The organism is Dactylosporangium sp. NPDC005555, assembly GCF_040605635.1.
GTDB lineage: Bacteria > Actinomycetota > Actinomycetes > Mycobacteriales > Micromonosporaceae > Dactylosporangium.
Genome location: NZ_JBEXDG010000040.1, coordinates 20592 through 43998 on the forward strand (window position 1 = coordinate 20592; position 23407 = coordinate 43998).

Consider the following 23407-nt stretch of genomic DNA (forward strand, 5'->3'; position numbering starts at 1 on the left):
ATAGAAGGTTGAGGAATGGCCGAGCTGACCATCTCCTCGGACGACATTCGGGGCGCACTCGAGCGCTACGTGTCGTCCGTTGATTCACGGATCTCCCGCGAGGAGGTCGGCGTCGTCTCGTACGCCGGCGACGGCATCGCCCAGGTCGAGGGCCTTCCCTCGACGATGGCCAACGAGCTGCTCGAGTTCGAGGACGGCACGCTCGGCGTCTCGCTCAACCTTGACGTCCGCGAGATCGGTGTCGTCGTCCTGGGCGACTTCGAGAGCATCGAGGAAGGCCAGCAGGTCAAGCGGACCGGCCGGGTGCTCTCGGTCCCGGTCGGCGACGCCTTCCTGGGCCGCGTGGTCAACCCGCTCGGCGAGCCGATCGACGACCGCGGCGAGATCGCCAACGAGGGCTTCCGCGAGCTGGAGCTCCAGGCGCCCAACGTCATGGCCCGCCAGCCCGTCAAGGAGCCCCTGCAGACCGGCATCAAGGCGATCGACGCCATGACCGCCATCGGCCGGGGCCAGCGCCAGCTGATCATCGGTGACCGGAAGACGGGCAAGACCACGGTCGCGCTCGACACGATCATCAACCAGCGCGACAACTGGAAGTCCGGCGACCCGAAGAAGCAGGTCCGCTGCATCTACGTCGCCATCGGCCAGAAGGCCTCGACGATCGCCGCCACCCAGGGCATCCTGGAGGAGCAGGGCGCGATGGAGTACACCACCATCGTCGCCTCCCCGGCGTCCGACCCGGCCGGCTTCAAGTACCTCGCCCCCTACGCCGGCTCGGCCATCGGCCAGCACTGGATGTATGGCGGCAAGCACGTCCTGATCGTCTTCGACGACCTGACGAAGCAGGCCGAGGCCTACCGCGCCGTGTCGCTGCTGCTGCGCCGCCCGCCGGGCCGCGAGGCCTACCCGGGTGACGTCTTCTACCTGCACTCCCGGCTGCTGGAGCGCTGCGCGAAGCTGTCCGAGGAGCTCGGCGGCGGCTCGATGACCGGTCTGCCGATCATCGAGACCAAGGCCAACGACATCTCGGCCTACATCCCGACCAACGTCATCTCGATCACCGACGGTCAGGTCTTCCTCGAGTCCGACCTGTTCAACCAGGGTGTGCGTCCCGCCATCAACGTCGGCACCTCGGTGTCCCGCGTCGGCGGCTCGGCCCAGGTCAAGGGAATGAAGGACGTCGCCGGCCGCCTGCGGCTGGACCTCGCGCAGTACCGCGAGCTGGAGGCCTTCTCGGCGTTCGCGTCCGACCTGGACAAGGCGTCGCGGGCCCAGCTGGACAAGGGTGCCCGCCTGGTCGAGCTGCTCAAGCAGCCGCAGTTCTCCCCGTTCGCGGTCGAGGACCAGATCGTCTCGGTGTGGGCCGGCACCACCGGCCAGCTCGACGACATCCCGGTCAGCGAGGTGCGTCGCTTCGAGGCCGAGTTCCTGCAGTTCCTGCACAGCAACCGCAAGGACCTCATCGGCGGCATCGCCGAGTCGAAGAAGCTGCCGCAGGACGCGATCGACGGTCTGACCGACGCGATCAAGCACTTCAAGCAGAGCTTCGCGGTCAAGGGCGCGGACGCGTCGGTCAACGAGGCCCCGGCCAAGGCGCTGCAGGGTGAGCAGGCTCGCGAGACCGTCACCCGCCAGGTCCGGAAGTCGGGCTGAGCCATGGCCGGTCAGGTACAGGCACTGCGTCGGAGGATCCGCACGGTCAAGTCGACCAAGAAGATCACCAAGGCGCAGGAGCTCGTCGCCACGAGCCGCATCGGTAAGGCGCAGGAGCGGGTCGCCGCGTCGCGCCCCTACGCCGAGGCGATCACGGGCGTGCTGACGGCACTGGCGAGCAACACCAACGTCGACCACCCGCTGCTGGTGCCCCGCAACCCGGTCCGCCGGGCCGGGGTCCTGGTGGTGACCAGCGACCGCGGACTCTGCGGCGGCTACAACGCCAACGCGATCCGCCAGACCGAGCAGCTCATCGCACGTCTGCGCGCCGACGGCAAGCAGGTCGCGCTCTACGTCTCCGGGCGCAAGGGCGTGGCGTACTACCGGTTCCGCGGTCGCGAGATCGCGGGCAGCTGGACGGGCTTCTCCGAGCAGCCGCGCTTCGAGAACGCGCGGGAGATCGGCGAGACCCTGATCCAGGCCTTCGTCAACGGTGCGGACGACACGGCGGAAGGCCCCGGCCCCGACGGCATTTACGGTGTCGACGAGCTGTACATGGTCCACACCGAGTTCCGCTCGCTCATGACGCAGACCCCCGTCGCGCGCATCGTCGCTCCGATGGAGGTCGAGGAGCAGCAGGTCTCCGGGCCGCTGCCGGCGTACGAGTTCGAGCCGGAGGCCGAGGAGCTGCTCGAGGCGCTCCTGCCGAAGTACATCAACACGCGGATCTTCGCGGCGTTGCTGGACTCGGCGGCGAGTGAGTCGGCGGCCCGCCGTCGCGCCATGAAGAGCGCCTCAGACAACGCCGACGACCTGCTGAAGCGGTACACGCGCGAGATGAACTCCGCGCGGCAGGCGGCGATCACCCAGGAGATCAGTGAGATCGTCGGCGGCGCCAACGCGCTGGCGGCGGCGGGAAGTGATGTGTGATGACTGCACCAGCGAAGACCGCGGTCGGCCGCGTCGTCCGGGTCATCGGCCCGGTCGTCGACGCCGAGTTCCCGCGCGACGCCATGCCCGAAATCTACAACGCGCTGCACGTCGAGGTGACCCTCTCCGAGGGCACCAAGAAGCTGACGCTCGAGGTCGCGCAGCACCTCGGTGACAACCTGGTGCGTGCCATCTCCATGCAGCCGACGGACGGTCTCGTCCGCGGCGCCGAGGTGCGCGACACCGGCTCCGGCATCTCGGTGCCCGTCGGTGACATCACCAAGGGCCATGTCTTCAACGCCCTCGGCGAGGTGCTCAACGCCGACGAGTCGAAGCTCGAGATCAACGAGCGGTGGGAGATCCACCGCAAGGCTCCGGCCTACGCCGAGCTCGAGCCGAAGACCGAGATGCTGGAGACCGGCATCAAGGTGCTCGACCTGCTCGCGCCGTACGTGCGCGGTGGCAAGATCGGTCTGTTCGGTGGTGCCGGCGTCGGCAAGACCGTCCTGATCCAGGAGATGATCATCCGGGTCGCCCGGAACTTCGGTGGCACCTCGGTGTTCGCCGGCGTGGGCGAGCGCACCCGTGAGGGCAACGACCTCATCCTGGAGATGGCCGAGGGTGGCGTTCTGGACAAGACCGCCCTGGTCTTCGGCCAGATGGACGAGCCGCCGGGCACCCGTCTGCGGGTCGCGCTGTCCGCGCTGACCATGGCGGAGTACTTCCGTGACGTGCAGAACCAGGAGGTGCTGCTCTTCATCGACAACATCTTCCGGTTCACGCAGGCCGGCTCGGAGGTCTCGACGCTGCTCGGCCGTATGCCGAGCGCCGTTGGCTACCAGCCGACCCTGGCCGACGAGATGGGTCAGCTCCAGGAGCGCATCACCTCCGTCCGGGGCAAGGCCATCACCTCGCTCCAGGCGATCTACGTGCCCGCCGACGACTACACCGACCCGGCGCCGGCCACCACGTTCGCCCACCTGGACGCGACGACCAACCTCGAGCGGTCGATCTCGGACAAGGGCATCTACCCTGCCGTGGACCCGCTGGCGTCCTCCTCGCGGATCCTCGCGCCGGAGTACGTCGGCCTCGAGCACTACACGGTCGCCCGTGAGGTCCAGCGGATCCTGCAGAAGTACAAGGACCTGCAGGACATCATCGCCATCCTCGGTATGGACGAGCTGTCCGAAGAGGACAAGGTCACGGTCGGCCGTGCCCGGCGCATCGAGCGGTTCCTGTCGCAGAACACCTACGCGGCGGAGCAGTTCACCAACGTCCCCGGTTCGACCGTCCCGCTCAAGGAGACGATCGAGTCGTTCAAGAAGATCTCCGAGGGTGAGTACGACCACTTCCCCGAGCAGGCCTTCTTCATGTGCGGTGGGCTCGAGGACCTCGAGCGCAACGCGCACGAGCTCATGAAGTGACGTATTGATCTGATCGCAGAGGGCGCCCCGCTGTCGTGGGGCGCCCTTTCTGCTGCTTTTCAGCGAACTCCCCATCGCGAGGGCGTGACGTGCGTCACGCTCTGAAGTGTTGGACGCCGTCCCTCTGCCGATTCGCCGACCGCTACCGCATCGGCATTTCAGGACTCGTGCCAACGTGGTGAGGCCCACTGCTCGCCGCGCCGGATCATTGACTACACTCGGCAAAACCAATCGCGCACACCTTTCGTGCACACAAGGAGTAACTAGCGTGGCGAGGCAGCTGCACGTCGAGCTCGTAGCCGTCGAGGAAAAAGTCTGGTCCGGTGACGCCGACATGGTCATGGCGCGCACGACGGAGGGCGAGCTCGGTGTGCTTCCGGGCCACGCGCCGCTCCTCGGTCAGCTCGCCGAGCCCGGTCAGGTGCGCATCAAGCACTCCGGTGGGCAGGAGATCGCCTTCGACGTCTCGGGCGGGTTCCTCTCCGTCACGGCGACCGGGGTGACGGTGCTCGCGGAGACCTGCACCCCCGCATCCGCGCAAGCCGCGCACTGACCCGCGGGCGGCGTCGGTGAGGATCGTCGAGGGAATCGGCATCGGGGTCCTCATCCTGCTCGCCGCTCTGGCGCTGCTCTTCCTGCGCCGCGTGGTCATCGCCCGTCAGGGCGGCACGATCGAGCTGGGCGTCCGGCTGAGCACCATGGTGCCCGGCCGGGGCTGGTCCGCGGGCCTGGCCCGGTTCGCCGGCGACGATCTGCGGTGGTATCGCATCTTCAGCTTCTGGCCGGGCCCACGCCGGGTGCTCTCCCGGCGTGGGCTCTCCGTCGACCGCCGCCGCAGCCCTGATCCGGCCGAGCTGCTCGTGCTCCCGCCCGACTGGGTGATCGTGCGGTGCGTCAGCCGCCAGTCGCCCGTCGAGATCGCGATGGCGGAGCGGGCGCTGACCGGGTTCCTGTCCTGGGTCGAGGCGGCGCCTCCGGGTGAGTCGACCCCGGAGACGCGGCCGTACCGGTACCGCACCAACTAGACGCGGTTCGCTCCCGGCACCCACTTCACGTCGCCGTCGGGATTGGCGATCCTGCCGAGGATGAACAGCAGATCCGACAGCCGGTTGAGGTATTTCACGGCCAGCTCGTTCGTGTGCTCGGCGTCGACCTCCATGAGCGCCCACGCGCTGCGCTCGGCCCGGCGGGTCACCGTCCTCGCCACGTTGAGCAGCGCCGCGCCCGGGGTGCCACCCGGAAGGATGAACGAGTCGAGCTTCGGCAGCCGCTCGTTGAAGTCGTCGCACCAGCCCTCCAGGCGCGTCAGGTACTCCTCGGTGACCCGCAGCGGTGGGTACTCCGGGTTGTCCGTGACCGGATTGCACAGGTCGGCGCCAACGTCGAACAGGTCGTTCTGCACGACGGTCAGCACCGTGCGCAGCTCATCGGCCAGCCCGCCCATCGCCACGGCGACCCCGATCGCCGAGTTGGCCTCGTCGACGTCGGCGTACGCGGCGATGCGCGGATGGGTCTTCGACACCCGGGAGAAGTCGCCCAATCCGGTCGTGCCGGTGTCGCCGGTCTTCGTGTAGATGCGGGTGAGGTGAATGGCCATGGCCTTCACCGTACGGAATGCCCCTACGATGACCGACGTGGACGTGATCCGTGTGATGGGCGGCGCCAGGCTCGCCGGTGACGTGTCGGTGGTCGGCGCGAAGAACTCGGCCTTGAAGCTCATGGCCGCCGCCCTGCTGGCGACCGGGCGCTCGACGCTCACCAACGTGCCCCGCATCACCGACATCGCCATCATGGCGGAGGTGCTGCGCCGCCTCGGCTGCGAGGTCGAGCAGGACGAGGACCGCGTCATCATCGACGTGCCCGAGCAGCTCGGCACCGAGGCCGACTACGACCTCGTGCGCCGCCTGCGCGCCTCGATCTGCGTCCTGGGCCCCCTGCTGGCCCGCTGCGGGCACGTGCGCGTCGCGCACCCCGGCGGCGACGCGATCGGCTCCCGCGGCCTCGACATGCACGTTGAGGGCCTGCGCCGCATGGGCGCCGACATTTCCGGCGAGCACGGCTTCGTCATCGCCACCGCCCCGAAGCTGCACGGCGCCACCATCTGGCTCGACTTCCCGAGCGTCGGCGCCACCGAGAACCTGTTGATGGCGGCGGTCCTGGCCAACGGCCGCACCGAGATCGACAACGCGGCGCGCGAGCCGGAGATCGTCGACATCTGCCGCATGCTCACCGACATGGGCGCCGACATCTCCGGCGCCGGCTCCTCCCGCCTCGTCGTCGAGGGCGTCGCCGAGCTGCGCCCCGTCCTGCACCGCACCGTCGGCGACCGCATCGTCGCCGGCACCTGGGCCTTCGCCGCCGCCATGACCCGCGGCGACGTCACCGTGCACGGCATCGACCCGAGCTTCCTGGAGATCGCGCTGGACAAGGTCGCCACCGCCGGCGGCCAGGTCGACACGTCCGCCGACTCGTTCCGCGTCCGCATGGCCGACCGCCCCCGCGCCGTCGACGTGGTCACCCTGCCGTTCCCCGGCTTCGCCACCGACCTGCTGCCGATGGCGGTCGGCCTCGCCTCCGTCAGCGAGGGCTCGTCCCTCGTCACGGAGAACATCTTCGACGGCCGTTTCATGTTCATCAACGAGATGTCCCGCCTCGGCGCCGACATCCGCACCGACGGCCACCACGCCGTGGTCCGCGGCGTCGAACGCCTCTCGGGCGCCCCGGTCACCGCCACCGACATCCGCGCCGGCGCCGGCCTCGCGATCGCCGGTCTCTGCGCCGACGGTGTCACCGAGATCCGCCACGTGCACCACATCGACCGCGGCTACCCGAGCTTCGAGTCGGACCTCCGCGGCCTCGGCGTCGAGGTCGAACGCGCCGCCGCACCCCCCGACCAGTTCGACTTCTGATTCCCGCCTTTCGCCTTCGGCGACAGTGCTGTTACCCGCCTGTCGCCTTTCGGCGAGAGCTCGCCGCCCCACGCTCCGCGCGGGTCCCGCCGGGGGATTCTCACCCCGGACCCCCAATGCGCCGCGAGCGGCGCACTGCCGGCTTGCGCGGCAGCTTCCTGCGCATGCGCGCACCATCCGGTGGCTGGCCGCCGCGCAGTTCCCGTGATCCGGAAGACATTTCGTCGCCCTGGAGCCTGTTGCGAAATGGCCGTCTCACGTTCCGTGCTGAGAAAAACACGGCTGTGCGAGCCGGTCGCGGCCGATCGGTAGCCGTCGAGGGTCGCGACGACCGTCGACGAGACAGTTTTCCGCCAAAACGCAACAGGCTCCCTGGCGACATCAACTCTTCCGGATCACGGGAACTGTCGGCCTGACCGCTCCGCTCTCGACACTCCGCACGGCGCCGCTGCGCGGGGTCACCCGTGATCCGGAAGAGCCCGTGATCCGGAAGACTTCGTGTCGCTAGAGCAGCAAATAGTCTTCCGGATCACGGGAGACCGCACAGATCATGGGCAAGGCCGCCGCGGAGGTCGGCCACCGATGATGCCGCGTGAGCGGATCCCAGCCAGCGCGGCACGCGCGGACTGTGCGTCGCGCAGCGGCGCATTGGGGGGCTCCGGGGGTGAGAATCCCCCCGGCGGGACCCGCGCGGAGCGTGGGGCAGCCAGTTACTGCGCCAGTAGCAGGCGGGCGCGGTCGTACTCGTCGGCGAAGACGAGGACGCGGACCATGCCGTCGTGGCCGGTGGCCAGGGTGGCCCGGACGCCGTTGCGGCGGAGGCGGTCCCTGACGTCGCGGGCGAAGGCCAGGTCGCCGATCAGGGAGACCGAGCGCAGCAGGCCGTAGTCCGGGGTGGTCTCCGGGGAGGCGAAGCGGACGCCCGGGGGGCCGGCCCGTCGTTCGCCGATGCGGAGCAGCCGGATGATCAGGATCAGGGTGGCGAGTGCTCCGGCGGACGCCGCCCATCCCGCGAGGTACATGAGGGGCACGCTGACAGTCTGCCACTAGATGATCACCCTTCGGAGCCGGATAAGGTCAGCGGGTCGAGACGATGCGAAAGGGAGTCAAATGGCGGGTCGACTGGCGGTCATCGGAGCGGGGCTGATGGGGTCTGGCATTGCCCAGGTCGCCGCGCAGGCCGGGTGGGAGGTGACGCTGCGGGACCTGACCGGCGAGGCGACCCGGCGCGGTGTCGACGGCATCGAGAAGTCGCTGACCAGGTTCGCGAGCAAGGGCGTGATCGCCGAGGGCGACGTGCAACAGGCCCTCGCAAGGATCACCACCACCACGGACCTCGACGCGGCGGCGGAGGCCGACATCGTGGTCGAGGCGGTGTTCGAGCGGCTGGACGTGAAGCAGGAGCTGTTCGGCACGCTGGACAAGATCTGCCGGGCCGACGCCGTGCTGGCGACGAACACCTCCGCGATCCCGGTGACGCAGATCGCGACCGCGACCGCTCGCCCGGAGCAGGTCGTCGGGACGCACTTCTTCAGCCCGGTGCCGGTCATGAAGCTGTGCGAGCTGGTGCGCGGGTACAAGACCAGCGACGCGACGCTGGCCACCGCGAGAAGTTTCGCCGAGGAGATCGGCAAGACCTGCATCGTGGTCAACCGCGACGTCGCCGGGTTCGTCACCACCCGGCTCATCGCCGCGCTGGTCGTCGAGGCCGTGCAGTTGGTGGAGAGCGGCGTGGTGAGCGCCGAGGACCTGGACCTGGCCTGCAAGCTCGGCTTCGGCCACGCGATGGGGCCCCTCGCCACCACCGACCTGACCGGCGTCGACGTGCTGTACCACGCGGCGAAGAACATCCACACGGACACCGCCGACGCGAAGTTCTTCCCGCCGGAGCTGCTCGCCAGGATGGTCGTCGCCGGCGACCTGGGCCGCAAGACCGGGAAGGGCTTCTACGAGTATTCGTGAACGCCCACCGCGACGGATGCCCCCGGCAGCGTGAAGCTGAAGCGGCTCCCGCCGCCGGGGTTGTCCTCGACGGCGATCGAGCCGCCGTGCCGGTCGATGACGCGGCGGCAGATGGCCAGGCCGAGGCCGGTGCCGCCGTACGACTGGCCCGTGTGCGCCCGGTGGAACGACTCGAACACGTACGGCTTGTCGGCGTCGGGCACACCGATGCCGCGGTCGGCCACCTCGATCCGGACCCATCCCGCGCCGGCCGGTGACGCGCTGACGTCGACCTTCGGCGTCCGGCCCGGTTGCACGTACTTGAGCGCGTTGCCGACCAGGTTGTCCAGCACGTGCCGCAGCAACGCCGGATCCGCCTCGACCCAGGGCAGCGGGCCGACGTAGATGTCCGGCGGGGCAACGAGGTGGTTCACCCGTTCGCCGACGACCTCGACGACGAGCGCGCCCAGGTCCAGCGGGGCGGTCCTGAGGGCGGCGTCGCGGGCGGTGGTGTAGGCCAGCAGGTCGTCGATGAGCCGCCGCATCCGCACGACCCCGGCGCTGACCCGATCGACGCTGGCGCCGGCCTCCCGGGCCGGACCCGAGTCCACCAGCAGCGGCTCCAGGACGTCCCGCGCCATCTCGGCGTGCGCGGCGATGACGGTCAGCGGGTTCTTCAGGTCGTGCGCGACGATCCCGGCGAAGGCCCGCAGGTCGCCTTCACGCTCCCGTACCTCCGTGATGTCATGGAACACGGCAATGGCACCGCGGTGTCCGTCGACGTCGAGGGGCCGCCCGCTGACGGACAGCAGCGTGCCCTCGGGCCGGGCGGGGTTGCGGATGACCATCTCGACGCGGTCGGTCGACTCGCCGGACAGCGCGCGCACCAGGGGCAGCTCCTCGACGGGGAACTCGGTCACGCCGTCGGGCCGGAAGATGCCGTAGTGCGCATGCCAGCCGTCCACGCCGCCGGCGTCGTGATCGACACCGAGCATCGCCTTGGCCGCCGGGTTGTGCACCAGGAACGCGCCGCGCTCGTCGATCACGCCGACGCCGTCGCTGATCCGGTCGAGGATGCCGTTGAGCAGCGCCACCTGCCGCCGGGCGGTGCCCTCGGCGTCGCGGAGCTCGGCGGTGGCGGCGACGACCCGGGCCTCGGCGCGGGCCCGGCCGCCGGCGAGGGCCCACAGCATGAACACGACCAGCAGGGTCAGCATCGAGCCGCCGGTGCCGATGGCGACCGGGGCGGTGTTGGCGGGTCCGGTCAGCCCGGCGAGCCGGCCGGCGTCGGCGGTGGTGACGAGCCGCCACTGCCGGTTCGCGATCGGTATCGTCACCTCCCGGCGCAGGTCAGGGTCGGGCACCCGGTGCAGCGACGCGACGCGGGTGTCCTGGCCGCCGCCGTTGCCGGCCCACAGGTCGGCGTCGACCTTGCCCTGGGTGGCGTGGTCCAGGACCCCGCCGACGAAGTTCTGGCCGCGCAGGCCGAAGACGACCCAGCCCTTGAACGTCTTCGTGCCGGCGGCCGTCGGGTTGCCGTACACGGGAGCGGCGAGCGCGAACGAGAGCTGCTGCTGCGCGACGGGCAGGGACCGGTCCCGAAGCAGCACGTAGGTGTCGGAGACGGCCGTGGCGCCGGAGCGGCGGGCCTCGTTGAGCGCGGCGGTCGGCTCCGCGGACTGGGACAGGTCGGTGCCGGCCGCCGTGCCGGGTGCGCCGTCCAGCGGCCGGGAGAAGATCACGAAGAGGTGCTCCCGCCCGTTGCCCTTCGCGGTCAGGTCGAGGCCGGTGACGCCGCGGTCGCGCCAGTACCGCTCGACGTCGCCGAGCTGCCCGTCCTGTGCGGGCACGACGAAGACCATCGAAGTGGCACCGGGCAGGCCGGCGTCGCGCAGCGGGGCGGTGGTCGTGGCGAAGTCGTCGAAGGTCAGCGTCTCGTGCGCCCCGATGGCGGCAGCGATGGTGCGCAGCGTGTCGAGGTACCGGTGGACCTCGGTGCGCACGGCCGCCTCGGCGAGCGACGTGTCCCGGTCCATGACGGCGTTGGCGCGCGCCTGCTGGTTGCGCCGCAGCGAGTCGGCGGCGTGCCAGGACGCGGCCAGCCCGAGGGCGAGGACGGCCAGGATCGCCAGGATGCCGGCCGTGCCGGCATGCCGGACCGCCCTGGCCAGCCGACCCATCACCATGCCCTGATCGGCACCCGCCGGACAACCCTGAGAGGAAGGCGACCGCGACCGGCCCTGAGAGGAAACTAGCCCCGGTCGGTCCAGCGGAACGTGAAGATGCACAGCGCCAGGCCGATGACCACCCACGCCCCGAGCGCGATCGCGACGTGCCCGAGGTCCCAGGCCCCGCCGACCTCCTGCGCCGCGAACGAGTCCGGCAGGAACACCGAGCGCATGCCCTGCGTCATCCACTTCAGCGGGAACAGTGACGCGATGGTGCGCATCCAGTCGGGGATGCTCGTGTACTGGAAGAAGACGCCGGAGATGAACTGCAGCACCAACGCCACCGGGGTCACGACCGCCGGCGCGCCGCGTCCGGTGCGGGCGAGCGAGGAGAACGCGATCCCGCACAGCGTGCAGGCGCTGATCCCGAGCACCGCCACCCAGGCGAACGTCGCCCACTTCGCCGCCGTCGAGGGCAGCGGCAGGTCGTAGAAGACCGACGCGGTCACCAGCAGCACCAGGGTCTCCGCCGCGCCGATCGCCAGGACCATGACGACCTTGCCGATGAAGTACGCGGTCCGCGGCATCGGCGTGCCCCGCAGCCGCTTCAGGATGCCCTTGTCGCGCTCCATCGGGATCTGGATCGCCAGGGACTGGAAGCCGGTGGTCAGCAGCCCGGCGGCGATCATGCCCGCCGCGAAGTACTGGGTGAACGACACGCCGGGCGCGATCTCGGCGTCGAACACCGACCCGAAGATGACGAGCAGCAGCAGCGGGAAGAACAGCGTGAAGATCACCGACTCCCGGCTGCGCAGGAACTGCCTGATCTCCAGCCCGCCGCGGGCGAGGCCGAGCCGCAACGTGGTCATTCGCCGGCGCCGATCATCCGCAGGTACACGTCCTCGAGACTGGGTCTGGTGACGGTCAGGCCGGGCACCTCGCCGCCGAACCGTGCGGCGAGCCGGGCCACGACCGCGGTCGGGGTGTCGGTCTGCTCCTGGCGCGGCCCGTCGGGCTCGTCCCAGGCGACGGTCGCGGCCGAGGTGCCGCGGTTGCCGAGCCGCGCGGGGGTGTCCACGGCGATGAGCTTGCCGCCGACGAGCACGCCGACCCGGTCGGCGAGGGTCTCGGCCTCGTCCAGGTAGTGCGTGGTGAGCAGGATCGTGGTGCCGGCCGCGGCGAGTTCGCGGATCAGGCCCCAGAACTCGCGGCGCGCCTCCGGGTCGAAGCCGGTCGTCGGCTCGTCGAGGAACAGCAGCTCGGGCCGGCCGATGATGCCGAGCGCCACGTCGAGGCGGCGCTTCTGACCGCCGGACAGGACCCGGGTCCGGGCGCCGCGCTTGTCCGCGAGCCCGACCCGGTCGATGACGGCGTCCGGGTCGTCGGCGTTGCGGTAGTACAGCGCGAAGTGGTGCACGACCTCGCGCACGGTCAGGTCGTCGAACTCGCCGGTGCTCTGCAGCACGATGCCGACCCGCTGCTTCCACGCCGCGTCGCCGTGCTGCGGATCGACGCCGAGGACCGCCGCCTCCCCGGAGGTGCGCTTGCGGAACCCCTCGAGGATCTCCACGGTCGTGGTCTTGCCCGCACCGTTCGGGCCGAGGAGGGCGAACACCTCACCGCTGCGCACATCGAGGTCGACGCCATCGACGGCGACATGTCCCCGGTACCGCTTGTGGAGTCCGCGCACGGTGATCGCATCCGTCACGGCGTTCACTATAGGCACCGGGGGTCCGGTGAGGATTTTCACCGCCCGGTCCAAATTACCGTTCAGTAAGGTGCAGTTATGGCGAAGCTCCCCGAACGCGACCGCCCATGGGTCATGCGCACCTATGCCGGCCACTCATCGGCGGCCGCCTCCAACGCGTTGTTCCGGCGCAACCTCGGCAAGGGGCAGACCGGCCTGTCGGTCGCGTTCGACCTGCCCACGCAGACCGGCTACGACCCCGACGCCGAGCTCGCCCGCGGTGAGGTCGGCCGGGTCGGCGTGCCGGTCTCGCACCTCGGCGACATGCGCACGCTGTTCGACGGCATCGACCTCGGTCTCGCGAACACCTCGATGACCATCAACGCCACCGCGATGTGGCTGCTCAGCCTGTACGTGACGGTCGCACGCGAGCAGGGTGCGCCGCTGGCGGCCCTCGCCGGCACCACGCAGAACGACATCGTGAAGGAATACCTGTCGCGGGGCACCCACATCTTCCCGCCGGGGCCGTCGCTGCGGCTGACCACCGACACGATCGCGTGGACCGTGGCGAACTGCCCGAAGTGGAACCCGGTCAACATCTGCTCGTACCACCTCCAGGAGGCCGGCGCGACGCCCGTGCAGGAGCTGGCCTTCGCCCTCGCCACGGCGATCGCCGTGCTGGACGCGGTCCGCGACTCCGGGCAGGTGGACGACTTCGCCGCCGTCGCCGCCAGGATCTCGTTCTTCGTCAACGCCTCGGTCCGCTTCGTCGAGGAGACCGCGAAGATGCGGGCGTTCGGCCTGCTGTGGGACCGGCTGCTGACCGACAGGTACGGCATCGCCGACAGGTCCGCGAAGCGCTTCCGCTACGGCGTGCAGGTCAACAGTCTCGGCCTCACCGAGTCGCAGCCGGAGAACAACGTCCAGCGCATCGTGCTGGAGATGCTCGGCGTGACGCTGTCCCGGGACGCCCGGGCCCGCGCGGTGCAGCTGCCGGCGTGGAACGAGGCGCTCGGCCTGCCCCGGCCGTGGGACCAGCAGTGGTCGCTGCGCATGCAGCAGGTCCTCGCCTTCGAGTCCGACCTGCTGGAATACCCCGACCTGTTCGAGGGCTCGCACGTCATGGCCGCCCTCGTCGACGACCTCGTAGCCGGCGCGACCGCCGAGCTCGACCGGGTCCTTTCGATGGGTGGCGTCGTCGCCGCCGTCGAGTCCGGCTATCTCAAGAGCGCCCTGGTCGCCTCGCTCGCCGAGCGGCGCGGCCGGATGGAGCGCGGCGACGACGTGGTGGTCGGCGTCAACCGCTTCCCCGAGACCGAGCCGTCGCCGCTGGTCGCCGCCGGAGCCGCCGCGATCGAGCAGATCGACCCCGCCGTCGAGGCCGCCGCCGTCTCGTCGCTCGCCGCCTGGCGCGCCGCTCGTACCGACGCGGACGTCGAAAACACGCTGGCCGAGCTGCGGACCGTCGCGGGCGGCACCGGCAACCTCATGGAGGCCACACTCGACTGCGTCCGCGCGGGCGTGACCACCGGCGAATGGGCGGCCGTGCTGCGCGAGGTCTTCGGCGAATACCGCGCGCCCACCGGCCTGAGCGCCGCCGTCTCCGCCGGGACGCCCGGCACCGCGCTGGTGGCGGTCCGCGAACGGGTCCGGCGCACCGCCGAGGAGATCGGCGCCGGCCGGTTGCGGATGCTGGTCGGCAAGCCCGGCCTCGACGGGCACTCCAACGGCGCCGAGCAGATCGCCGTCCGCGCCCGCGACGCCGGCTTCGAGGTCGTCTACCAGGGCATCCGCCTGACCCCGGCGCAGATCGTCGCGGCGGCCGTCGAGGAGGACGTCGACCTCGTGGGCCTCTCGGTCCTGTCGGGTTCGCATCTGGCGGCGGTCGCGTCGGTCCTGGCGGGCCTGCGCGCCGAAGGGCTCGACGACCTGCCGGTGGTGGTCGGCGGGATCATCCCGCCCGAGGACGCCGTCGTGCTGCGAGCCTCCGGGGTGGCCCGCGTCTTCACCCCCAAGGACTTCGCGATCACCGACGTCGTCGACGAGCTGGTGACCGTCGTGCGGGAGGCGCACAAACTTCCCTGACCGCGTGCAACCTTTCCCCGGTTCGCCCCGTCGTAGCGCGGGGAAAGGGGGAGGTCGATGCACGAGGACTTCCGCGAGTTCGTGGCGGCGCGGATGGACCGCTGGCGCCGCACCGCGTTTCTGCTCTGCCGTGACTGGCACGCCGCCGACGACCTGGTGTCCATCATGGTCGGCAAGCTGTACTGGCACTGGGCCAAGGTCAGCCGCGCCGACAACCGGGACGCGTTCGCCCAGCGGGTGCTGACCCGCACCTGGCTCGACGAGCGCCGGAGGCCCTGGTCCCGGGAGCGGGCCAGCGGGCACCTGCCGGAGCCGGTGCACCGCCCGCACGACCGGGTCGACGACCGGGCCGCGCTCGACGACCTGTTCGGCTCGCTCGGCCCGCGCCAGCGCGCGGTGCTCGTGCTGCGCTACTACCTCGACCATTCCGTGGAGGAGACCGCCGACCTGCTCGGCGTCTCCATCGGCACGGTCAAGAGCCAGTCCGCTCGCCTGCCAGCGGTTGACCTACATCCTGCCGTCCTGCGGCCGGGTCGACGACGCGGTCCGTCCGGCACTGGGCCTGACCCGTCCCGGCTGGGAGCTGCGGTGCGCGCAGCGGGGCGGCCGGGCCGTGTCGATCCTCGTCACCAACCAGACCGGTGCGCCTGCCGACCCGCTGCCGCAACCGGAGCCGCCGACGACGCCGGAGCCGATGCTCCCGATCGTCACCGCGCTGCTGTCCAGCGTGCAGTGAGCCCCTGCGGTCAGGTGGGCCGGTAGCCCTGGGACTGGGCCCACCTGGCCGCGGCCTGCTCCTCCTTGCGCCGCTTCCGGCGCCGCATCATCCACCAGAACGCCACGAACAGCAGCACGATGAACAGCAGCACCAGCACCGGCAGGATGATCGCGACCAGCGACATCGACACGGCGGCGATGTCCTCGATGGTGCTCGCCACCGGCGCGCCGAAGCCCGCCGTGCTGGCGTTGATCACCGGTCTGGCCGCCGCCTTCATCCCGTGCACGCCGAGCGATATCGCCCCGCCCACCACGATCGGCACCCATTGGTTGCTGCTGAAGAACGAGCCCGGATCGGTCACCGTCACCGTCTCGGAGCTCGACGCCGCGCCGAACGCGAGGCCGCCCGCCGTCGGCCGCACGAACGTCTGGATCACGTCGTTGACATGGTCGACCACCGGCACCTTGTCGGCGACGAACTCGATCGCCAGCAGCACCGCGACGATCGCGAGCGTCCACCCGTTCTCCATCCACGACCAGTTGCCCGGCAGCGTGATGAGATCGGTGTACCTCGCCAGCACGCCGATGGCGAGCAACGGGATATAGGCGTTGAGCCCGGCCGACGTGGCCAGGCCGAGGCCCGTCAATGACTCCAGCACGCCCCAAGCATGACATCGACACGCCACTTCGGCGCTGTGGCCACCGCCGGGCTAGGCTGTCGCGCGTGCGTCTCGTCATCGCCAAGTGCTCGGTCGACTACATCGGCCGGCTCACGGCCCACCTGCCGCCCGCCATCCGCCTCATCATGGTCAAGTCCGACGGGTCGGTGCTCGTGCACTCCGACACCGGCGGCTACAAGCCTCTGATGTGGATGACCCCGCCCTGCCGGCTCGAGGAGGCTCCGGGTCTCTGGCGCGTGCTCAACAAGGGCGGTGAGGAGCTGCAGATCACCGTCGAGGAGATCCTGCACGACGGCGCGCACCCCCTCGGCATCGACCCCGGCCTGGTCAAGGACGGTGTCGAGGCCCACCTGCAGGTCCTGCTCGCGGCCCACCCGCAGACCCTGGGCGAGGGCTTCACGCTCGTGCGCCGCGAGTACATGACCGCGATCGGCCCCGTCGACCTGCTCTGCAAGGACGCCCTGGGTGCCTCCGTCGCCGTCGAGATCAAGCGCCGCGGCGAGATCGACGGCGTCGAGCAGCTCACCCGCTACCTGGAGCTTCTCGGCCGCGACCCGCTGCTCGCCCCGGTCCGCGGCATCTTCGCCGCCCAGGAGATCAAGCCCCAGGCAAGGGTCCTCGCCGAGGACCGCGGCATCCGCTGCGTGGTCCTCGACTACAACACCCTGCGCGGCATGACCAAGGACGAACTGACCCTGTTCTAGCTGTTTCCCGCCTGTCGCCTTCGGCGATAGCTCGCTGCCCCACGCTGCGCGCGGGTCCCGCCGGGGGATTCTCACCCCGGACCCCCAATGCGTCGCTCCGCGACGCACTGCCGGCTTGGCGCGGCAGCCTCACACGCATGCGCGTGGCATCCTCGGTGGCTGGGCGCCGCCCGCCGCTTTCCTATGATCCGGAAGACTTTTCGCTGCTCTGGCGACGAAATCTCTTCCGGATCATGGGTTACGCGGGCGGGGTTACTTGGAGCGGCCGTGGACGAATTTCATGACCTTCAGGACCTGGGCCATGGTCTTCGGGGTGCGGTCGAAGGTCATGATCGCCAGCAGGGTCGGGCCGCGGCGCTTCACGATGGCCTTCGCCCTGGTGAACTCGCGCAGGCCGTCCTCGCCGTGGATGCGGCCGAAGCCCGAGCCGCCCACGCCGCCGAAGGGCAGGGACGGCATGCCGGCGAAGGTCAGGGCCGAGTTGACCGAGGTCATGCCGGAGCGGACGCCGCGGGCCAGCTCCAGGCCGCGGGACTTGGAGAAGATGGCGCCGCCCAGGCCGTAGCCGGTGCCGTTCGCCAGGGCGACGGCCTCGTCGGCGTCCTTGACCCGGGCGACGGTGAGCGTCGGGCCGAAGGTCTCCTCCTGCACGGCGGCGGCGTCCTCCGGCACGTCGACCAGGATCGTCGGGCTGACGAAGGGCGGCCGGACCGCCTCGGCGCCGCCCAGCACCGCCCGGGCGCCGCGGGTCAGCGCGTCCTCGATGTGCCGGCGGATGATGTCGATCTGCGAGGGCATGGTGATGGGGCCGATGTCGGCGGTGCCCTCCTCGCCGACCGTGAGCTTCGCCGCGCGCGCCACCACGCGGCCGAGGAACTCGTCGTAGACGCGGTCCGCCACGTACACCCGCTCGATGCCGACGCAGGTCTGACCGGCGTTGGTCAGGCCGCCCCAGACGCAGGCGTCGGCGGCGGCGTCGAGGTCCGCGTCGGCGGCGACGATCATGGCGTCCTTGCCGCCGCACTCCAGCAGGACCGGGGTGAGGGACTCGGCGGCGGCCGCCATGACCTTCTTGCCGGTCGCGGTCGAGCCGGTGAAGGCGATCTTGTCGACCCCGGAGCGGCACAGCGCCCCGCCGACGTCGCCCATGCCGTGCACGATCTGCAGGACCGGGTGCTCCGGCACCACCTCGGCGAAACGGTCGACCATCCACTGGCCGACCGCGGGCGTGTACTCGCTCGGCTTGAACACGACGGCGTTGCCGGCGGCCAGGGCATACGCGATGGAACCCATCGGCGTGAGCACCGGGTAGTTCCAGGGTCCGATGACGCCGATCACGCCGAACGGGAGGTATTCCAGGTAGGAGCTGTGCTCGGCGAGCAGGATCGACGAGCCGACCCGGCGCCGGCCGAGGACCTTCCGGGCGTGGTGCGCGGCCCAGGCGACGTGGTCGATCGCGGCGATCGCCTCGACGAGCCCGTCCGCGGTGGGCTTGCCGCCCTCGCGGTGCATCAGCTCGGCGAGCTCCTCCAGGCGGTTGGTCAGCACGCTGCGGAAGGCGAGCAGCCGCTTGCGGCGACCGGCGAATCCGAGTCCGGCCCACCAACCGGCCGCGTCCCGGGCCCGGCTGACCGTGTCGGTGACATGATCGGGGGAGGCCACGGGGAAGCGGCCGACCTCTTCGCCGCTGGCGGGGTTGGTCGAGATCAGCGAGCCCTCGTCGATGGCGGGGACGCCGGGAGTTCGCGTGGCGGTCATGGCGCGAGTGTAAACCCGGAAATTACTCACGAGTAGCCCCGAAATCCATGTCGAGAGCGCCTGCGCCGCGACGACCATCGGGCACCTGCCACAAGGAGGAATCATGAAGGTCGAAACGCTCACGGTGCCCGGGGCCACCCTGCGCTACGAGGTCCGCGGCAACGGCCCGGTCCTGCTGCTGATCTGCGGCGGCGTGTACGACGCGGAGGGCTTCGCCGGCCTCGCCGAGGCGCTCGCGGAGGACCGTACCGTCGTCACCTACGACCGGCGGGGCAACTCCCGCAGCCCGCTGGACGGACCGCCCGCGGTGCAGTCGGTCGAGGAGCACGGCGACGACGCGTACCGGCTGCTCGCCGCCGTCGGCGTCACCGAGGACGAGCCGGCCGAGGTGTTCGGCAACAGCTCGGGCGCCGAGATCGCCCTGGAGCTCGCCGCCCGGCATCCCGAGCTGGTCCGCACGGTGGTGGCGCACGAGCCACCCGCGTTCGAGCTGCTCGCCGACGCCATGCGCTGGCGCGACCTGATGCGCGAGGTGGAGGCGACATTCCACCGCGACGGCTGGGGCGCGGCGATGGCCGTCTTCGGCGAAGGCATGGCGATGGCGGGGGAGCCGGCCGCCGCCCCTCCGAGCCCGGAGTTCATGGCACGGATGCAGGGCAACCTGCCGTTCTTCGCAGGCTACGAGGTGCCGGCCTTCGGCGTGTGGGTGCCCGACCTCGACTCGCTGCGCGCAGGCCCCGTCCGGGTCGTGCCGGCGGTCGGCGCGGCCAGCGCCGGCGAGCCGCCGCATCGCGTCGGTGTGGAGCTCGCGGACCGGCTCGGGGTCGAGGTCGCGCAGTTCCCAGGCGGCCATGGCGGCCACGGCAACCCCGCCGCCTTCGCCCCCCGCCTGCGTGAGGTCCTGAGCGACTAAGGGGCGTGCTCCTTGAGGATCCGCTCGGCGACGGTCATCGGATCGGCGAGCCGGCCCTCGGCGTGCGCGTCGATCCACCGCTGCTGGCCCGGGAAGTAGGTGCCCGAGGCGGCGGCGCGGCGGATGCTGCCCTGCATGCCGGTGTCCATCTGCCCGGGGTCGACGCTGGCGACGGTGATCCGCTCGTCGCCGGCGACCTGCGAGGCGACCGCCTCGAAGAACGTCTCGCCGCCGGCCTTCGTGGTGCAGTAGAGCGACCAGCCGTCGATGATCCGGTGCGCGGCGCCGGAGGAGATGAAGAGCAGCCGCAGCCGCGCGTCACGGGGTGCCGCGCGCAGGAAGCTGTTGGTCAGCACCACCGGTGCGGTCAGGTTGACCGCGATCGCGTGCGTGATCGCCTCGGTGCTGAGCTTGCCGACGGCGCCGATCGGCTCGACGACGGCGGCGTTGTGCAGCAGCACCGCCTCGTCCGCGTCGCGCAGGAAGCCGCGCAGCGTGTCGTGGTCGGGCAGCCAGTGCGCGTCGGCCACGTCGGTCGAGAAGAGCGTGATGTCGCCGGGCCGGTCGTCGCGGCTCTGGTGCTGCTCGGGCCTGAAATGCCTGCCGACCGCCAGGATCCGGTCACCGCGCGCGTTGCACACATCGAAGAGGGCGGCGCCCAGGCCGCGGGACACTCCAGTGATCACGACGGCACGCATGCGGTCACTCTATTCCTGTCCGGCCGCGCGCCGACAGGCTCTGTGGTTCCGATGCTGTGACGGCTTTCCGCTCGCACAGCGTGGTCACCCGGAGTGACTTCGGCGGCGGGTGTACGACCGGCGCAAAGGCCGCTCAGGCACGCGCCTTCGGCACCGGCGGACCCTTGGGCGCACCGGGACAACTGGAGCCGAGGTTGTCGGCGACCGCTCCGAGCGCGTCGGCGAGCGCCTGCGTCTGTGCCTCGTCGAGGTGGTCGAAGATGAGCCGCCGCACGTCGGCGAGGTGGGCGGGGGAGACCTCCTCGGCGCAGCGGCGGCCCGCCCCGGTGACCCTGGCGATGCTGACCCGCCCGTCGCACGCGTCGCCGGTGACCTCGACGTAGCCGAGGTCGACGAGCTTGCGCATGCGGTGGCTGAGCCGGCTCTGCGACATGTTCATCTGCGCCGCGAGCTCCGACAGGCGCAGCCCCTCGTCCTCGCCGCTGAGGGCCGCGAGCAGCCCGTACTCCACGTGCACCAGGCCGTGCGGGCGGAACGTGCGCTCCAGCTCCGGGAACCCGACGAGCACGACGGCCAGCAGCGACATCCAAGCGCGCCGCTCGGTGTCGTCCAGCCATCGTGTCTCGTCGTTCATGCCCTCCATGGTGCCTTCCATGGTGCCCTTTTGTCAGAACCGGCCGATCGCGATGACCAGGGCGATCGCGCCGAGCACCAGATTGACCGGGACGACGCCGTACTCCTTGGCGCGCACGTGGTCCACGACCGCCAGCAGCATGATGACGAGCAGGCCGACGGCGGCGATCGGGGTCAGGACGGGCGCGATGCCGGTCGCCCACGGCAGGATCAGGCCGAGGCCGCCGAGCAGCTCCGTCACACCGATGAACTTGATGGTCCCGGCGCCGTACCGCTGGGTCCACGTCATGTTCGCGGGCAGCTTCTCCTTCGGCTGGGTCGCCTTCATCAGCCCGGCCGCGATGAAGGCGGCGCCGAGCAGGCCCTGCAGGACCCACAGCACGATGTTCATGGTCGTCGTCTCCCTAAGTGTTTGAACCTTCAAGCAGATGATGCGGGGTTGGTACTTGAAGCGTCAAGCACTGACTTCTGCATCCCCGGCGGGTGAGTGGGGTTCACCTCTGGGCGGCACACGGTGGGCCGCATGAGTACGACATCGACAACGGGACGCCAATCGGGCTGGGTCACCGGCTTCGCCGTCTTCGGCGGCAGCATGATGGTCGTCATCGGCATCTTCCAGATCGTCGTCGGCCTGACGGCGATCTTCGAGGACACCTTCTACGTGCTCACCGACAACTACCTCTTCGGCTTCGGCGTCGAGACCTGGGGCTGGATCCACCTGGCGCTCGGCGTGCTGGTCGCCGCCGGCGGCGTCGGGGTACTGGCCGGCCAGGTGTGGGCGCGGGTGCTCGGCATCGTCCTCGCCGCGATCAGCGCGGTGGCCAATTTCCTGTTCCTGCCGTACTACCCGCTGTGGTCGATGCTCATCATCGCGGCGGACATCGCAGTCATCTGGGCCCTCACGAAATACGACCGGAACATGTGGGCCGACACCATGTGACAGGCAAATCGAGGGTGCCACGATGCGGTGATGCACGTCACCACCCGTGGCCCGGTCGACGGCCCTCCGGTCCTGCTCATCCACGGCAACTGCTCGTCATCCGGGTTCTGGGAGCCCTTGCTGCGCCACCTGCCGCAGGACTGGCGGATCGTCGCGCCTGACCTGCGGGGGTACGGCGCGAGCCCCACCCTCCCCGTCGACGCCACGCGGGGCGTCCGCGACTTCGCCGACGACCTCGTGCCGCTGCTGCTGGGGTTCGACCGGCCGCCGGTCGTCGTCGGACACTCGCTGGGCGGCGGGGTGGCGCTGCAGCTGCTGCTCGATCACCCTTCTTCGATCGCGGCGCTGGTACTGGAGGCGCCCGTCTCCCCGTACGGCTTCGGCGGCACCCGCGACCTCACCGGCACTGCGACCACGCCGGACTTCGCCGGTACCGGCGGAGGATCGGCCAATCCGGACTTCGTGCGGCTCCTGGCGGCGGCGGACCGCGGCACCGACGAGCAGGCCTCTCCGCGCAACGTGATGCGCGCCTTCTACGTCGCCGACCCGTCGTCCCTCGGCGACGACGAGGAGCTGCTGCTGGACACCATGCTCAGCACCGCCGTCGGTTCCTCGAACTACCCGGGCACCGGGTCCACCAGCGACAACTGGCCCGGTGCCGGGCCCGGCGAGCTCGGCGTGCTCAACACGCTGTCACCGCGCTGGCTCAACCTCTCCGGCATCGTCGACCTCCCGGTCAAGCCCCCGATCACCTGGATCCGCGGCGACCAGGACGCGATCGTGTCCGACGCCTCGTTCTTCGACCTCGCACAGCTCGGCAAGCTCGGCCTCGTCCCCGGCTGGCCCGGCGAGGAGGACTGCCCGCCGCAGCCGATGATCGGGCAGACCAGGGCCGTGCTGACCGCGTACGGGCCGTACACCGAGATCGTCTACGAAGGCTGCGGCCACTCGCCGCACGTGGAACGCGCCGCCGATTTCGCCGCGGCGCTCGCCTCGGTCGTGGCCTCCGCGTAGCGCTGGCGCCAGTGGTCGCCGCCGCCTAGCCTGACCATCGTGGATGTGACCGACAGCTCCGGGCTCGTGGCCTTCATCTCCGGCGCCGCGGTGCTGATCGGGGTGCTCGGCGTCGTGATCCCCATGCTCCCCGGCCTGCTGCTGTGCTGGGCCGGGGTCATGGTGTGGGCCGTCTTCGGCGGCCACGGCGCCATCGGCTGGACCGTCGCGGCCGCGGCCACCGTCGTGCTGGGCCTCGGCTTCGCCGCGAAATACCTCGTCCCGGGCCGCAACCTCAAGCGCGCCGGCGTGCCCAACCTGACCCTGTTCCTCGGCGGCGTCCTGGGCATCATCGGCTTCTTCCTGATCCCGGTCGTCGGCCTCGTGATCGGCTTCGTCCTCGGCGTCTTCATCGTCGAGCGCATCCGCCAGAAGGACAACAGCCTCGCCTGGCAGTCGACCAAGCACGCGCTCAAGGCCGCCGGCGTATCGATGCTGATCGAGCTCGCCACCGCCCTGATCATCGGGGGGATCTGGATCGGCGGGCTGCTCGCCGCCTGACGGTTTTTGTCGG

The 23407-nt window shown here is 70.6% G+C and carries 24 protein-coding genes; 14 read left to right on the top strand and 10 right to left on the bottom strand.

Going from position 1 to position 23407, the window contains the following annotated elements:
* The first annotated feature begins 15 nt into the window (after window positions 1-15).
* From atpA to ABZS58_RS34200, 5 genes are all read left to right on the top strand, one after another.
* A complete protein-coding gene (atpA, locus tag ABZS58_RS34180) occupies window positions 16-1653 on the top strand; it encodes a F0F1 ATP synthase subunit alpha (RefSeq protein ID WP_354787384.1) in 1638 nt (545 codons plus the stop codon).
* Window positions 1654-1656: 3 nt separating this feature from the next.
* Window positions 1657-2583: a F0F1 ATP synthase subunit gamma gene (locus ABZS58_RS34185; protein WP_354787385.1), complete on the top strand. Its 927-nt coding sequence runs from the start codon at window positions 1657-1659 to the stop codon at window positions 2581-2583.
* Complete coding sequence (gene atpD, locus ABZS58_RS34190) at window positions 2583-4007, top strand: F0F1 ATP synthase subunit beta (RefSeq protein WP_354787386.1); 1425 nt, start codon at window positions 2583-2585, stop codon at window positions 4005-4007. The genes ABZS58_RS34185 and atpD overlap by 1 nt, the downstream gene beginning before the upstream one ends.
* Window positions 4008-4275: 268 nt before the next feature.
* The gene (locus ABZS58_RS34195; RefSeq protein WP_354787387.1) at window positions 4276-4560 is read left to right on the top strand and encodes a F0F1 ATP synthase subunit epsilon; all 285 of its coding nucleotides are present in this window, start codon (window positions 4276-4278) and stop codon (window positions 4558-4560) included.
* 16 nt (window positions 4561-4576) lie between these two features.
* Complete coding sequence (locus ABZS58_RS34200; protein WP_354787388.1) at window positions 4577-5032, top strand: DUF2550 domain-containing protein; 456 nt, start codon at window positions 4577-4579, stop codon at window positions 5030-5032.
* Here the strand turns inward: ABZS58_RS34200 and ABZS58_RS34205 are convergent.
* Window positions 5029-5604 carry a cob(I)yrinic acid a,c-diamide adenosyltransferase gene (locus tag ABZS58_RS34205; RefSeq protein ID WP_354787389.1) on the bottom strand — a complete coding sequence of 192 codons (576 nt, stop codon included), beginning with the start codon at window positions 5602-5604 and terminating at the stop codon, window positions 5029-5031. The genes ABZS58_RS34200 and ABZS58_RS34205 overlap by 4 nt on opposite strands.
* Window positions 5605-5632: 28 nt before the next feature.
* Here ABZS58_RS34205 and murA point away from each other — a divergent pair, with 28 nt between their 5' ends.
* On the top strand, window positions 5633-6916 hold the full coding sequence (gene murA / locus ABZS58_RS34210; protein ID WP_354787390.1) for a UDP-N-acetylglucosamine 1-carboxyvinyltransferase: 1284 nt from the start codon (window positions 5633-5635) through the stop codon (window positions 6914-6916).
* 710 nt (window positions 6917-7626) lie between these two features.
* On the opposite strand, the gene ABZS58_RS34215 is transcribed toward murA, so the two are convergent.
* Entirely contained in the window at window positions 7627-7947 is a 321-nt protein-coding gene (locus ABZS58_RS34215) for a hypothetical protein (RefSeq protein ID WP_354787391.1), read from the bottom strand.
* A gap of 79 nt (window positions 7948-8026) precedes the next feature.
* Here ABZS58_RS34215 and ABZS58_RS34220 point away from each other — a divergent pair, with 79 nt between their 5' ends.
* Window positions 8027-8878, top strand: a complete 852-nt coding sequence (locus ABZS58_RS34220; protein WP_354787392.1) for a 3-hydroxyacyl-CoA dehydrogenase family protein — start codon at window positions 8027-8029, stop codon at window positions 8876-8878.
* On the opposite strand, the gene ABZS58_RS34225 is transcribed toward ABZS58_RS34220, so the two are convergent.
* From ABZS58_RS34225 to ABZS58_RS34235, 3 genes are all read right to left on the bottom strand, one after another.
* A complete protein-coding gene (locus ABZS58_RS34225; protein WP_354787393.1) occupies window positions 8863-11043 on the bottom strand; it encodes an ATP-binding protein in 2181 nt (726 codons plus the stop codon). The two genes, ABZS58_RS34220 and ABZS58_RS34225, sit on opposite strands and share 16 nt — an antisense overlap.
* A gap of 65 nt (window positions 11044-11108) precedes the next feature.
* A complete protein-coding gene (locus tag ABZS58_RS34230; RefSeq protein ID WP_354787394.1) occupies window positions 11109-11894 on the bottom strand; it encodes an ABC transporter permease in 786 nt (261 codons plus the stop codon).
* Entirely contained in the window at window positions 11891-12733 is an 843-nt protein-coding gene (locus tag ABZS58_RS34235) for an ABC transporter ATP-binding protein (RefSeq protein WP_354787395.1), read from the bottom strand. Before ABZS58_RS34235 ends, ABZS58_RS34230 begins: the two co-directional genes overlap by 4 nt.
* A 78-nt stretch (window positions 12734-12811) precedes the next feature.
* Between ABZS58_RS34235 and ABZS58_RS34240 the strand changes: the two genes are divergently transcribed.
* Window positions 12812-14797, top strand: a complete 1986-nt coding sequence (locus ABZS58_RS34240) for a protein meaA (RefSeq protein WP_354787396.1) — start codon at window positions 12812-12814, stop codon at window positions 14795-14797.
* A gap of 57 nt (window positions 14798-14854) precedes the next feature.
* Entirely contained in the window at window positions 14855-15559 is a 705-nt protein-coding gene (locus tag ABZS58_RS34245; protein WP_354787397.1) for a SigE family RNA polymerase sigma factor, read from the top strand.
* Here the strand turns inward: ABZS58_RS34245 and ABZS58_RS34250 are convergent.
* Window positions 15544-16173, bottom strand: coding sequence for a DUF4126 domain-containing protein (locus tag ABZS58_RS34250; protein WP_354787398.1), 630 nt, complete (start codon window positions 16171-16173; stop codon window positions 15544-15546). The genes ABZS58_RS34245 and ABZS58_RS34250 overlap by 16 nt on opposite strands.
* A gap of 65 nt (window positions 16174-16238) precedes the next feature.
* On the opposite strand from ABZS58_RS34250, the gene nucS reads away from it, so the two are divergent.
* Window positions 16239-16898, top strand: a complete 660-nt coding sequence (gene nucS, locus ABZS58_RS34255) for an endonuclease NucS (protein WP_354787399.1) — start codon at window positions 16239-16241, stop codon at window positions 16896-16898.
* 252 nt (window positions 16899-17150) lie between these two features.
* Here nucS and ABZS58_RS34260 read toward each other — a convergent pair whose 3' ends face one another.
* Complete coding sequence (locus ABZS58_RS34260; protein ID WP_354787400.1) at window positions 17151-18656, bottom strand: aldehyde dehydrogenase family protein; 1506 nt, start codon at window positions 18654-18656, stop codon at window positions 17151-17153.
* 103 nt (window positions 18657-18759) lie between these two features.
* On the opposite strand from ABZS58_RS34260, the gene ABZS58_RS34265 reads away from it, so the two are divergent.
* Window positions 18760-19569 carry an alpha/beta fold hydrolase gene (locus ABZS58_RS34265; protein ID WP_354787401.1) on the top strand — a complete coding sequence of 270 codons (810 nt, stop codon included), beginning with the start codon at window positions 18760-18762 and terminating at the stop codon, window positions 19567-19569.
* On the opposite strand, the gene ABZS58_RS34270 is transcribed toward ABZS58_RS34265, so the two are convergent.
* From ABZS58_RS34270 to ABZS58_RS34280, 3 genes are all read right to left on the bottom strand, one after another.
* Complete coding sequence (locus tag ABZS58_RS34270; protein ID WP_354787402.1) at window positions 19566-20267, bottom strand: SDR family NAD(P)-dependent oxidoreductase; 702 nt, start codon at window positions 20265-20267, stop codon at window positions 19566-19568. The two genes, ABZS58_RS34265 and ABZS58_RS34270, sit on opposite strands and share 4 nt — an antisense overlap.
* A gap of 133 nt (window positions 20268-20400) precedes the next feature.
* Window positions 20401-20901 (bottom strand): MarR family winged helix-turn-helix transcriptional regulator, encoded by a 501-nt coding sequence (locus tag ABZS58_RS34275; protein WP_354787403.1) that lies wholly within the window; start codon window positions 20899-20901, stop codon window positions 20401-20403.
* Between the two features lie 33 nt (window positions 20902-20934).
* Window positions 20935-21291, bottom strand: coding sequence for a DoxX family protein (locus ABZS58_RS34280; RefSeq protein WP_354787404.1), 357 nt, complete (start codon window positions 21289-21291; stop codon window positions 20935-20937).
* 132 nt (window positions 21292-21423) lie between these two features.
* Between ABZS58_RS34280 and ABZS58_RS34285 the strand changes: the two genes are divergently transcribed.
* From ABZS58_RS34285 to ABZS58_RS34295, 3 genes are read left to right on the top strand one after another with little or no spacing between them, the layout of a single operon-like run.
* Window positions 21424-21840, top strand: a complete 417-nt coding sequence (locus tag ABZS58_RS34285; protein ID WP_354787405.1) for a hypothetical protein — start codon at window positions 21424-21426, stop codon at window positions 21838-21840.
* A 30-nt stretch (window positions 21841-21870) separates the two neighbouring features.
* Window positions 21871-22854 carry an alpha/beta hydrolase gene (locus tag ABZS58_RS34290; RefSeq protein ID WP_354787406.1) on the top strand — a complete coding sequence of 328 codons (984 nt, stop codon included), beginning with the start codon at window positions 21871-21873 and terminating at the stop codon, window positions 22852-22854.
* A gap of 39 nt (window positions 22855-22893) precedes the next feature.
* Window positions 22894-23394 (top strand): DUF456 domain-containing protein, encoded by a 501-nt coding sequence (locus ABZS58_RS34295; protein ID WP_354787407.1) that lies wholly within the window; start codon window positions 22894-22896, stop codon window positions 23392-23394.
* Window positions 23395-23407 lie beyond the last annotated feature (13 nt).

Excerpts from the sequence above, each read along its gene's own strand:
- atpD (WP_354787386.1), top strand. The coding sequence starts at position 2,583 with ATGACTGCACCAGCGAAGACCGCGGTCGGCCGCGTCGTCCGGGTCATC.
- ABZS58_RS34220 (WP_354787392.1), top strand. The coding sequence starts at position 8,027 with ATGGCGGGTCGACTGGCGGTCATCGGAGCGGGGCTGATGGGGTCTGGC.
- atpA (WP_354787384.1), top strand. The coding sequence starts at position 16 with ATGGCCGAGCTGACCATCTCCTCGGACGACATTCGGGGCGCACTCGAG.
- ABZS58_RS34275 (WP_354787403.1), bottom strand. The coding sequence starts at position 20,901 with ATGAACGACGAGACACGATGGCTGGACGACACCGAGCGGCGCGCTTGG.
- ABZS58_RS34280 (WP_354787404.1), bottom strand. The coding sequence starts at position 21,291 with ATGAACATCGTGCTGTGGGTCCTGCAGGGCCTGCTCGGCGCCGCCTTC.
- ABZS58_RS34225 (WP_354787393.1), bottom strand. The coding sequence starts at position 11,043 with ATGGTGATGGGTCGGCTGGCCAGGGCGGTCCGGCATGCCGGCACGGCC.
- ABZS58_RS34290 (WP_354787406.1), top strand. The coding sequence starts at position 21,871 with ATGCACGTCACCACCCGTGGCCCGGTCGACGGCCCTCCGGTCCTGCTC.
- ABZS58_RS34265 (WP_354787401.1), top strand. The coding sequence starts at position 18,760 with ATGAAGGTCGAAACGCTCACGGTGCCCGGGGCCACCCTGCGCTACGAG.
- ABZS58_RS34270 (WP_354787402.1), bottom strand. The coding sequence starts at position 20,267 with ATGCGTGCCGTCGTGATCACTGGAGTGTCCCGCGGCCTGGGCGCCGCC.
- ABZS58_RS34285 (WP_354787405.1), top strand. The coding sequence starts at position 21,424 with ATGAGTACGACATCGACAACGGGACGCCAATCGGGCTGGGTCACCGGC.
- murA (WP_354787390.1), top strand. The coding sequence starts at position 5,633 with ATGACCGACGTGGACGTGATCCGTGTGATGGGCGGCGCCAGGCTCGCC.
- ABZS58_RS34230 (WP_354787394.1), bottom strand. The coding sequence starts at position 11,894 with ATGACCACGTTGCGGCTCGGCCTCGCCCGCGGCGGGCTGGAGATCAGG.
- ABZS58_RS34240 (WP_354787396.1), top strand. The coding sequence starts at position 12,812 with ATGGCGAAGCTCCCCGAACGCGACCGCCCATGGGTCATGCGCACCTAT.
- ABZS58_RS34185 (WP_354787385.1), top strand. The coding sequence starts at position 1,657 with ATGGCCGGTCAGGTACAGGCACTGCGTCGGAGGATCCGCACGGTCAAG.
- ABZS58_RS34245 (WP_354787397.1), top strand. The coding sequence starts at position 14,855 with ATGCACGAGGACTTCCGCGAGTTCGTGGCGGCGCGGATGGACCGCTGG.
- ABZS58_RS34205 (WP_354787389.1), bottom strand. The coding sequence starts at position 5,604 with ATGGCCATTCACCTCACCCGCATCTACACGAAGACCGGCGACACCGGC.
- ABZS58_RS34260 (WP_354787400.1), bottom strand. The coding sequence starts at position 18,656 with ATGACCGCCACGCGAACTCCCGGCGTCCCCGCCATCGACGAGGGCTCG.